The organism is Streptomyces sp. KR55 (genome assembly GCF_052245645.1).
Classification (GTDB): domain Bacteria; phylum Actinomycetota; class Actinomycetes; order Streptomycetales; family Streptomycetaceae; genus Streptomyces; species Streptomyces flavusporus.
The window spans coordinates 1-10,403 of record NZ_JBQQCE010000355.1 but is presented as its reverse complement, the minus strand read 5'-3'; the positions used below and the strand labels follow the sequence as shown (position 1 = coordinate 10,403).

The following is a 10,403-nucleotide window of genomic DNA, read 5'->3' as shown; positions in this document are numbered from 1 at the left end:
GGTCCACAAGCCTGCCCGATCCGCGGGCCAGCGTAAGGGGCCATGATCACTCGCGCCAAAGCAGCTCCCGGCCAAAGTCGCTACGCCGACCGCTCTGTAGGGTGCGGCACCATGACTCCTGACGCCCCCCGGGACCCGAAGCGCGGCGGTGCTGCGAGCTGCGAAGACCTCGTCGCCCGATACGCGTGGGCCGATGCCGACGAGCCCGATGCGTACACCTTCTCCGTGATCGCAGGGAAGACGGAGGACGAGGTGATCCGGGCGTTCGGTGGCGATTCTGGAGCGTCACGGCTGATGACATTCGCCGAGACCGTCGAAGAGCAAGCAGCTCACCTCTATGAGGACTACGAGCTGCTTCGTGTGCTCACCGTCGACCGGCACGTCATCGCCATCGAATGGGGCTACCACGGCAGCATCCCAGAGGTCGCGGGACGAACGTCCGCTGACGGAGGCGAGTTCTTCAGCGTCTACCGGAATGTGAACGCCAGGTACCAGGTCATGCACGCCCTTGACGGCCGCGTAGACGGCATGTTCGACCCCTTCGAGCTGGAGGACGCGGCCTGGATGGGTCCGGAACCGGATGTCCCTGCCTGGGCAAAGGGGGTCGCCTTCCACATGGAGTCCCTGTGCGCCGAGTCCTTCGCGCTCATGGAACGCACCATGGGCGTGGCCGTCGATCCCGGGTGGATGGACATGGCGCTTCGCACTGTGCGGCTCACCTCACCCTCCAAGCTCTTCAGCCAATCGGAGGCGGCATGGCTCCCATGAGCGCGGTTGCGATGGGCTGATCTGCCAGCCTCAGGCCCACGGGAGCCGCCCCAGACCCCGTAGGGACCACCAGTCCCGGGCTCGGCCTGTTGCGACGTGGCACCCGGACCCGGCTGCGGAACAGCACCTCTGTTCCCAGGTTTCACGGCAGATTCCTCACGACACGCCGGGCATTATCGCCTCGCAGAAGTCACCCATAAGGGCCCGGCTCGTACGTGGCATCCGGCCCCACATCACCGTGCTCCGGACCAGCCTCAGGCCCCGTAGAAATCGTCACCCCAGGTTCGGCCAGCGGCGGGGCACCGTGCTCCGGAGGAGCCATCCCCTCAGGCCTGGTCGCCTGCGTGGCACCCGGCCCTTGCTGCGGAGCGGTCGGCGCCGCAGGAGACGCGCCGGGCTGAGTGGGAGCCGCCCCAGGTCCCGCAGGAGACGCCCCGGGTTCGCCCTGGGGCGTGCCACCCGGCCCTTGCTGCGGAGCGATCGGCGCACGCAACGGCGCCAGCAACATCACGGTAAGGTAATTTGCAACGGCCTGCTGCTTAGCCTGTTCGGATTTAATTGCGGCGTTGTAACCCTCGGCGTAGCCGACGTACTTTCCGTAGTCATATCGGGAGCGGGTGACGTCCCTGAGGTACGGATTGGGGCGCTTGACCCGCCTGTTGTCGAAGTCGAAGAGGCCTTCCTCCACACCGCGAGGGCGAGCAGCATCCTTGCTCGCTTCAAATGCCCCGGGGGAGTTGGGGTCCGGTGGTTGCCCGACGTAGTCGGGGATGCCCGTGGCCGCCACCGCTGCCTGCGCCGGGGCGGCCTCGGCTGGCGCGGCCAAGCCCGCGAAACACCAGCGTTACGGCGTCGCTGGACTGATCTCTTTGGGGTGAATGGAGTTCCCCGCACCTACGGCCAGGGAAGCCCCCGCAACACCTCGTCGCGCACCCAACGAGCCGTTGCGCATTCAACACCGGTCGGCAATCCTTCTTCACCAGCTTCGCGCGGGGCGGGGGCATGGCAAAAAGGAGCGATCCGAAACGAAATCGCCCTCGTCCCCGGCTTGGGAGCGGGGGCGATTTCGGCGTTTAAGGCTCCGGTTCGTCCGTGGGAATCAGCTCCTCCGCGAAACCTTCCTGCGATTCAGCCTCTTCGTGCGTGGCAGTCGACTCCTCCGCGCTGCCTGGCGACGGAGCAACACCTGGGGTTCCTGGCTCCGTCGTAGGAGCGGTCGGGGTCACAGATCCCGTGGGAGGCACCTGAGGCCCGGCCGGGTGTGTGGTAGTGGTACTCGGCTCCGCGCTGCCTGGCGACGGAGCAACTGGTGGAATTTCGGGCCCCGACGCAGGAAGCCTAGGAGTCACTCCAGACACCAAACCCTCCATTATTTCGATGTCCGACTCCATCCGTTCTCTGGCCTGCTTCCGCTTCTCCGCCTCCTGGGCAAATGCCGGGTCCTTCTGAGCAAGTGCCTGTTGCCTGCTATACATGTAATCGTATGTAGTGGTGTAGCCGAAGTGGTACCCCTGCTGACAATCAGTGGCGTTGGGCGGGAGGGCTGACATTGGACGCTTCGGTCCTGGGAAGTCGGCCTCGGCAGCATTGCGGGCTGCAACTGCGCCGCTGATGTTGCCGTCCCACCAGTCGCCGCTGCATGGAGGTACTTGCCCGACGTATTCGGGGATGCCCGTGGCCGCCACCGCTGTCTGCGCCGGGGCGGGGGCGGCCGCGGCTGGCGCGGTCAGGCCCGGCGAGAGCGTGAGGGAGGCCAGGAGCCCCGGGCCAAGCAGGAGGAGGGATCCCTTGGCACGCACGACGGTCTCCCTTCCATGAGGACGTGCGTCCGTTGGAGGCGGTGCGTCGGACCAAGCTCAAGCGTTGCAGCGTGGCTGGAGTGATTCCTCTGTGGTCTGTGCGGTGATGCGAGTACGGCCCACCTATAGCCAGCCACAACCGGCAACGCCTCGCCGCGCACGGCCGAGCCGCTGCTCAGTACCACCCGCTACCCAGGTTCAGCAGTCGGGGAAAATCCCAAAATCCCGTTTTGCCCAGCTTCGCGCATACCGGCGTGCATGGCAAGTACCGGAGTGATCCAAGGGGCGACTTCCGAGCCCCTTCCCCTCACCCCGCGGACGCCACCAGGGGCCCGCGCGACGCGGAGTTGCGCAAATGCATGAAACACCGAGGACCTCCGGAGCCGTGTGCGCAGGTTCGAATCCTGCCGGGGGCACCCTTCATGAGGTGCCTAAAGACCCCGTAACCAGCGAGTTCACTGAGTGCGGGGTCTTGTTGTATGTACAGGCGGATGCCGCCGGAAGCAGCCGTTTGCCAGTGATCACGTTGTAATAGCGTGTTGATCTTGAAGGGCTTCGCGGCAGGTCAGAAGGGGTTCCACAAGCTCCTGAGCTTAGTGCCGTGCACCATCCGTGGACAGGACAAAACCCTGAGGCGGGCGCCTTGGAGCTCACAGAAGCCCAGAGGCTGGTGCACACTCCGAGGACTCACCATCAGTCGCGATCCATCTCAGCCCGTTCGGTGCGACTCAGCCTCTGCGCAATGTCCTGCAGGAAGTAGGTGGCAGCGGCTGGACGATGCTTGAACGGGCCCTCCGAACGCGCTGCATTGATGTACACACCAACCGGGGAGAAGGGCCCACTTCTTCCGCCTCCTTCGACGGCAGCGGCGACGGAAGGTGCGCAACCTCGTGCTTCGCGAGCCGGCGACTGATTTCCGCAGCTTGACACGGGGCTGGGACCGGCTGCCCGCCTGAGCCGACGGCGCCGGTTCTGCCTACCCTCGATATAGGGGGTGACCAACCCGGAAAAGGACCGCCATGGACCTCCAGCTCAAGGACAAGGTCGCCGTCGTCACCGGAGCGAGCAAGGGCATCGGCCTCGCCATCGCCGATGCGTTCGCCCGTGAAAGCGCACACGTCACCGTCGGCAGCCGGAGCATTACTCCCGAGCTCAAAGGGCTCCACGAGAAGTACGGCGTCACCGCAGTCCCGGTCGACTTGTCCACCGCAGACGGACCGGGCGCACTCGTCCGACACGCGGTGGACCAGTACGGCAGGGTCGACGTCCTGGTCAACAGTTTGGGTACCGCAACGCCCCGTCCGAGCTTCCTGGACATCGACGACGCCGAGTGGCAACGGATCTTCGACATGACCCTGTTCAGCGCGGTCCGGGCCAGCCGCGCTGCGCTTCCTCACCTGCTGGTCGTGGACGGGGGTTCCATCATCAACATCAGCTCCATCAACGCGCGTCTCCCCTTCCCCATGGTCGTGGACTACTCCGCGGCCAAGGCCGGGCTGAGCAGCCTGACCAAGTCGCTGTCCGAGGAGTTCGCACCGCGAGGCGTCCGGGTCAACGCGATCGCCCCGGGGCCGGTTCGCACTCCCTTCTGGACCGCGCCGGGCGGCTTCGCCGATGCCACGGCAGCCCAGGCCGGCACCACCGCGCAGGAAGCCATCGATGCAGTCGTGCCGCAGAGCATGGGCATCTCCACAGGACGAGTCACCGAAGCTCACGAAGTCGCCGATCTGGCTCTCTTCCTCGCCTCCCCGCTCGCCGGCAACATCACAGGAGCCGAGTTCACCATCGACGGCGGCCAGGTCAAGACATTGTGATCTCTTGCCCCTGCCTGCAACCCGGTTGCTGAGCACCGGGCGGTAGGGACCGAAAGATGGCGCCGCGAACTGGTCCTACAGGTATTCGAGCAGACGCGATGGCAGGACAGTCACGAGCCCTCCACTGATCACTGAGCACAGAGAACTCCATGATCATTCAGGCGCTGGTGCTGTACAGCAGCGAAGTACAGCAACCGTGAAGACCGTGCCCGACCAGAAACGGCCCGAAGTCTACGCTTCACCAGCACAGCGACCGTCAGCGACCGTCACGCCCATAGTTCGGGACGAAGAGGTCAGCCGTGGCGTCCAATCCGCAATGCCCCCTCGGGATGGAGGGGAGAATGCCAGTCGATAGCTTGCAGTCATGGCTGATGACGTTGTCCTGCGCCTCGACCGGGCCACCGCCGAGGACCTGTACGAGGTGCTGTGGCTGTTTGGTGAGCACATCGCTGCTGGCGCTCCCATCCCGGAACCGCCGGCGGAGGCGAACGAGCGGCTGGGACAAGTCTTCAGATTCTTGGGTGACTCGCTCGGCAAGGGCAGGGTGGTTTAGCTGCCCTTGGGCCGTCTCCGGGCCGTCCGAGGTCAGCCGACGCCGACCTCAGCTTGTCGTCTAGCCTGCCGCTGGGCCCGGCCGAGCCCGAAGGCTACTCGGCAGGCAGGGGCCTCCCGCATCGCCTTTGCAGTGGCAGTGGGGTCGTAGCCCTCGGGGACGCCTTCGACCAGGATGATGTCGCCCTCGATGTGCCGCGAGCGCAGCGGTGCGATCTCCCGGTATGCGGGTGAGTCCCACCAGGCCCGCGCCTCGGCGATCCCGGGGAAGCCAATCACCACGACGTGCCCGGGCCAGCTGCCCTCCTTCACCTCGTGCTGCGTGGCGTGCACGAGGAAGCGGCCGCCGTACGGCTCGAAGGTGGCAGTGATGCGCTCGATGTACTCAGCGATCTCCGGGTGCGGTACGGCCTCTCGCAGGTGCGCTATGGCGTAGGCGGGCATGGCGTCCTTCCGGTCCGGTGGGCTCCGTACGCCGAGATCATGGCATGCCAACGCGCCGGGTTCGATGACCTGACAGGTAAGCGGATCCTGCTCGCGACGCGGACCGGCGGCGCATGCCCCCTGCGTGCCCGATCGGACGGCGAAGGACGGAGAGCAGCGGGGACCGTCGGCGAGCGTTCTGGGAACGCTCAGGTCAGCGTCTTGCCACGTCAGCCCGGATCCGGTTACGCGATCTTCCCAACTGGGGCTTTTCCGGTCGCTCGGTCCGGCTGAGGTTGCTTTGGCTTGTCCTTGAGAATTCACCGTCGCCCACACGCCATCCCTCCTGACAGGATCGACTCATGACCGAATACGCCTGGCACAGCGATCCGTCCCCTGAGCAAGTCCGCCGAGAGTGGTCAGCAACCGTGTCCGCGCTACCCGTAGGCACCCGCATCACTGGCCAGGTCGTCGGCCGCCAGCCATTCGGGGTTTTCATTCGTATCGACGGTGTGCCCAATGCGGTCGGGTTGGCTGATATCGGCTCCATGCCGCCCAGTGCGAGCCTTCCATCACTGGGTGCACAGATCAGTGGTGAGGTTGTCTGGCACACCGATCACAACCACGAGGTGAGGATCAGACTCAGCGAGTGGATCGATCACAGCTGAGTCGGTCGGCGGTGCGTGCCACAGCCATGCCACATCGTGCGGTCAATCACGGTCAACGACGGTTCGCCACGGTCGCGATGCGCCGCTGAGCTGGGCTGCCCTTGCAGCCGGGGCGATCTGGGCGCCTCTGCTGCCGGTCACGGCCGCCCTCCTAAAGCGGGTGTCGCAGGTTCGAATCCTGCCGGGGGCACCAGCCAAAAGGCCCCGGACCGATCATGGTCCGGGGCCTTTGACATCTACTTCTGACATCAACGGGGGCGGTCACTGACGACCGGGGCGCCTCCGCAGCAGGCGATCCATATGGCTCATGGCCTCGCGCTGGGTGTCCTGTACGACGTGCGTGTACACGTCCATGGTGATGCTGATCTGGGAGTGCCCGAGGATCTCCATCACGACGCGGGGAGCGACTCCGGCCGCCGTGAGGAGGGTCGCCGTGCCGTGCCGGGCGTCGTGCAGCCGGATGACGCGGAGGCCGGCGGACTGGGCGATGCGGGTGAAGGAGCGGTAGACGTTGCGCGGCTCGACCGGGCGGCCGGTGCGGGTGGTGAAGACGTAGGCGGACTCCTGCCACTCTAAAACTGACGATCATCGTTGACACCTGGGTCTCCGATCACTACGGAGATCCACATGCCGAAGTCCACCCCCACCACCCCGCCGCTTGACCGTGAGGCCAAGCGGCGCCTGGCCCTCATACGTCACGTCGAAGAGGTCACCGCCCTGTCTTCGCCAGCGGCGGCCCCGCCCGGCGGCGCGCTACGTGCAAGCGGGCAAGGGCGGGACGTCATCTGCGGCCACAAGATGATGCCTCCGGCGGGGGATCGGCCGACACCGGGATGGAGGGGGCGCCGTTACCGACTGCGGGTCCGTAGTGGCGTGCGCGGGGTGCTCCCATCCCGCCCACCGTCGACCCAGGCAGAGCCGAGCACGCGGCCCATGGCGTCCAGGTCGTTCATACAGTGGCACGCTCCACCTGGACGCCATGAACCACGCCCGCTCCACGGTGTGCGGGTCGACGGCGGACGGGATGGGAGCCGGGGAGAGTGGTGGGTAGAGCAGAGAGGGAGGCGTTGCGCGCCCGGTCAAGCGCCGTCGATGCGGTCGAGTAGATCCCGAGCCTCGATGGTGCGGCGATGGTCCGGGCCGAAGGAGGCCAGGCAGGCGTCGTGAGCGGCTGCGGCCTGGAGGCGGGCTTCGGTAGGGCGGTGCAGCCCCAGGAGGGCGGTGGCCACGGCCAGCTCGACGGCGCCGGTCTCCGGGCGGCGCTGCTCCTCGGGCAGACTGCGGCGCAGCTCGTCGGCGCGCTCCGCCTCGGCGAGAGCCTCCTCGTGGCGGGCCTGGCCGTTGAGGCTGCGGGCCAGGCCGAGCCGCAGGACCAGGGAGAACCGGTCCGGTACGCGATGGGCGGCTAGGGCCTCGCAGGCGAGCGCCTCGGCCTCCGGGTGGCGTCCCTGCGCGTTGAGGGCGAAGATCAGTCCGTTGCGGGCGGCCGCCGCTATGAGCGGCATCTCCGGCCCTGTACCGCGGGTCGCGGCCCGGGCGACGGCCGCACACTCTGCCTCGCACTCGGCGTGCCGGGCGAGCGCGGTCAGCGCCTGGGCGCGGTCCGAGCGCAGCTTCAGGGTCTGCGGGTGTTCGGCGCCGAAGATCCTGCCGAAGACCGGCAGCACTGCGTCGTATGCGGCGAGGGCCTCGGCGTGGCGGCCCTGGGCGCCCGTCGCGAGCGCGGCGATGCTCAGCGCCAGCGGTGCGTACATGTCGTCGCGTGGCCGGGACCGGGCCACGGCGCGGGCCTCGGCCTCCGCCTCGGCATAGCGCCCGGCCTGGTACAGGGCTATGGCCTGGCCCAAGGGGGATCTCATCAACTGCCTGGCGTCGTTTCGGCCGCGCGGCCGGAAGAGTTTCATGGCCGGAGCATACGGATGCTGCTCACGCTGTTCGGCGAAGAGGCGGGAGCTGGTCGGCCGCCCCTGATGTCCCGGGGTCAGGCGGGCAGTGCGAACTCTCACCACACCGCTGCGAAGCGAGTCGTTAGACAACAAACGGAGCGCCAGAGTGGCCAACTAGCGTGCTAAGTCACAGCAGTACAGCAACGAAGTACCGCAACCACAGCACCCAACGACGAACTAACCCGTACCTGCACGGCCTTGGTGCCTTCGCTACGGCCGCTAGCGAACGTCCTACATAGAGCTACGGATCAGAAGGTGCCCGTGCCCCTCCCGTGCCCGATAGCCCGGGGAACCACGGGGAATGGCAGTCACCGGCGGGGAGCGGACAGCAGAACGGCCCTTGACCGAAATACCTGGTCAGGAGCCGTTTCTCCTGGCGGTGGGGGTGGGATTTGAACCCACGGTGACTTGCGCCACGACGGTTTTCAAGGTCGCTCGTGGGCTTGACTGGTCCATTGAGACTCCGCCGACCTGGTCCCCTGAGCCGGGGCCCCCACCGGCGGCGATCACGGAGCCAAGCTGAACTGTGTGAGGATGCACGGAAGATGACCGGCCCTGGGGAGGGACCGGGTACGTGAGAAGGGCGGGGCCCATCGTGGGCAAGGGTGAGGAGTCCATACCGGACGAAGAGTGGGAGCGCTTCCTTCGTGAAGCCGAGGCGGGAACCAAGGGCGCGCCCGAGGAGCCGTCGGCGCGGGCCCGGATGGTGGCGCGGCGGCTGCGGGAGGAGACCGGCCGACCGGAGCCGTGGCGGAGTCATCAACCGGCCCGGCGGCAAGGAGGTAAGGGCTGGTACGCGATCGGTCTGCTGGTTGCGGTCGCCTTGCTGGTCGTGGCGCTGGATCCAGGGCGGGTGGCTGGATGGTTCGGAGGCGGAGGCGGAGGCGGCGAGAATGCGCCGCTCGCCGTGGAGTCGAAACGTCCGGATCAACCGCCGCCGACGGAAGCGGCGGCCCAACGTCCGACCCTGGAGCAGCCGTTCAGGGGGTCGCCCGCGGCGCAGTGGGGTGACGGGACGGCTGGGATCGGCCTGCCTGAGGCACGGGCGACCGGGTGGATGAGCAAGGTGCAGGTCGCACAGGCGCTCGAGAAGACCCGGGACTTCCTCGCCGCGTCCAGTCTGGATCCTGGTGTGCTGCGCGGGGAGCGGCCGAGGAAGGCGATCGCGTTGATCAATCCTCATCAGCAGGATGTCCAGAACTACCTGGCGACCGCGTTCCGTGCGCCCAGCCGGGAGAAAGATCCTCTGCTGCTGTTCAGCCGGTTCGAGAAGACGAAGGTCCGGCTTGTCGGGGATGTGGTCAAGACACGAGGGCGGATCACGTACCGAGAAGGTAAGCGTGGTGCGGTCGAGGTGACCGCCGATGTCACGTACGTATATCCGGTCGTACGCGCTGCAGCGGGAAGCGACGAAGTCGCGCGCACCATCGTGCGCCGCGAGGTCGTGATGAGTTGGGACGACCCGGCGAAGGTCGTCGTCGAGCCGGGTACGTTCTCCCTCGTCTCCTACAAGGTGGACACCACCAACGGCGGCTGCGATACCTTCACCGGCTACCTCACCCCCGAGTTCAGCGCAGAGCGCGCGGCCTCGCGCCCGGGAGACGGCCCCGAGGTCGACCCGTACGACCGGAGCACGTCGATGGAAACGCGCATGCGGGAGGCCGGCGATGCGGGGTGCGGGACTGCCACACGGTCGTGAGCGGCAGTTGCAGGGAATCAGAACTGCATGGCCGGGAGCCTCAAGCGTCGCGGGTCGGTGAGTGTCTAACTGCGTGACAACACCCATGCACACCGGCGAACAAGGGTGGACGCCTGTGGACCATCGCACCAGGTAAGAGGCATACCGGCCCCTGGTCGACCGCCCACGCAAGTTGCTTCGGGACGAAGCGGTCCATGGGGATACGCCGTGGAGTCCGAGCCGTGAAGGCTGTATGGTCGCGTCGTCCCGACAACAGGTGCCCCGGGGCACCCGAGGCGAATGCCGAACCGGTGGGAGTAAGAGGCGGCTCGCGGGGTGGCCGTACGAGCGTGGCGCGCGATCGGCGTCCTGAGTAGTCCCCGCCGGACCCGGGCCGTACAGCACAGAAGCGCAGCAACGAACAACCGGTCACGTCTAGCATCGCTCAGGACGGTTGGGCAACAGCTACGACCGGGGCGGCTGAGCTGCACGGGCTTCAGCTCCAGGCATCTGACATCCACGGCTGACATCAACGACGCCGGACGGGGGCGTACACCAGCGTCTCTGTCCGGCCGCCGCACCAGTCGACGGCAGCAGCCGGAGCAAGCTCGGATCGAACTCCTAAAGCCAATGCCGTTGCGTTACGGGTCTGGTGGTCTTGGCGTGTGGATCACGACGGCGTCGGTGGCTGTCCGGGTCGGCTGGGGCCAGTGCCGGTGCTCGGCTCTCTTGAGGTGGTAGTTGGACATCTTGCG

At 67.0% G+C, this 10,403-nt stretch carries 7 protein-coding genes and 1 pseudogene; 5 read left to right on the top strand and 3 right to left on the bottom strand.

Going from position 1 to position 10,403, the window contains the following annotated elements:
• The first annotated feature begins 42 nt into the window (after positions 1-42).
• From ACTWQJ_RS37175 to ACTWQJ_RS37165, 3 genes are all read left to right on the top strand, one after another.
• Positions 43-768 carry a DUF6461 domain-containing protein gene (locus ACTWQJ_RS37175; protein ID WP_443310857.1) on the top strand — a complete coding sequence of 242 codons (726 nt, stop codon included), beginning with the start codon at positions 43-45 and terminating at the stop codon, positions 766-768.
• Between the two features lie 2,818 nt (positions 769-3,586).
• A complete protein-coding gene (locus tag ACTWQJ_RS37170; RefSeq protein ID WP_443310856.1) occupies positions 3,587-4,381 on the top strand; it encodes an SDR family NAD(P)-dependent oxidoreductase in 795 nt (264 codons plus the stop codon).
• 364 nt (positions 4,382-4,745) lie between these two features.
• Positions 4,746-4,934, top strand: coding sequence for a hypothetical protein (locus tag ACTWQJ_RS37165; RefSeq protein ID WP_443310855.1), 189 nt, complete (start codon positions 4,746-4,748; stop codon positions 4,932-4,934).
• 32 nt (positions 4,935-4,966) lie between these two features.
• Here the strand turns inward: ACTWQJ_RS37165 and ACTWQJ_RS37160 are convergent, their stop codons facing one another.
• A complete protein-coding gene (locus ACTWQJ_RS37160) occupies positions 4,967-5,377 on the bottom strand; it encodes a DUF1330 domain-containing protein (protein WP_443310854.1) in 411 nt (136 codons plus the stop codon).
• A gap of 341 nt (positions 5,378-5,718) precedes the next feature.
• On the opposite strand from ACTWQJ_RS37160, the gene ACTWQJ_RS37155 reads away from it, so the two are divergent.
• On the top strand, positions 5,719-6,024 hold the full coding sequence (locus ACTWQJ_RS37155; RefSeq protein WP_443310853.1) for a hypothetical protein: 306 nt from the start codon (positions 5,719-5,721) through the stop codon (positions 6,022-6,024).
• 261 nt (positions 6,025-6,285) lie between these two features.
• On the opposite strand, the pseudogene ACTWQJ_RS37150 reads toward ACTWQJ_RS37155, so the two are convergent.
• Together ACTWQJ_RS37150 and ACTWQJ_RS37145 are read right to left on the bottom strand one after the other, a co-directional pair.
• A pseudogene (locus tag ACTWQJ_RS37150) lies at positions 6,286-6,597 on the bottom strand (tyrosine-type recombinase/integrase); the annotation flags it as partial.
• Positions 6,598-7,103: 506 nt separating this feature from the next.
• Positions 7,104-7,928, bottom strand: coding sequence for a tetratricopeptide repeat protein (locus ACTWQJ_RS37145; RefSeq protein WP_443310852.1), 825 nt, complete (start codon positions 7,926-7,928; stop codon positions 7,104-7,106).
• A 637-nt stretch (positions 7,929-8,565) separates the two neighbouring features.
• On the opposite strand from ACTWQJ_RS37145, the gene ACTWQJ_RS37140 reads away from it, so the two are divergent.
• Positions 8,566-9,669, top strand: a complete 1,104-nt coding sequence (locus ACTWQJ_RS37140; protein ID WP_443310858.1) for a hypothetical protein — start codon at positions 8,566-8,568, stop codon at positions 9,667-9,669.
• Positions 9,670-10,403 lie beyond the last annotated feature (734 nt).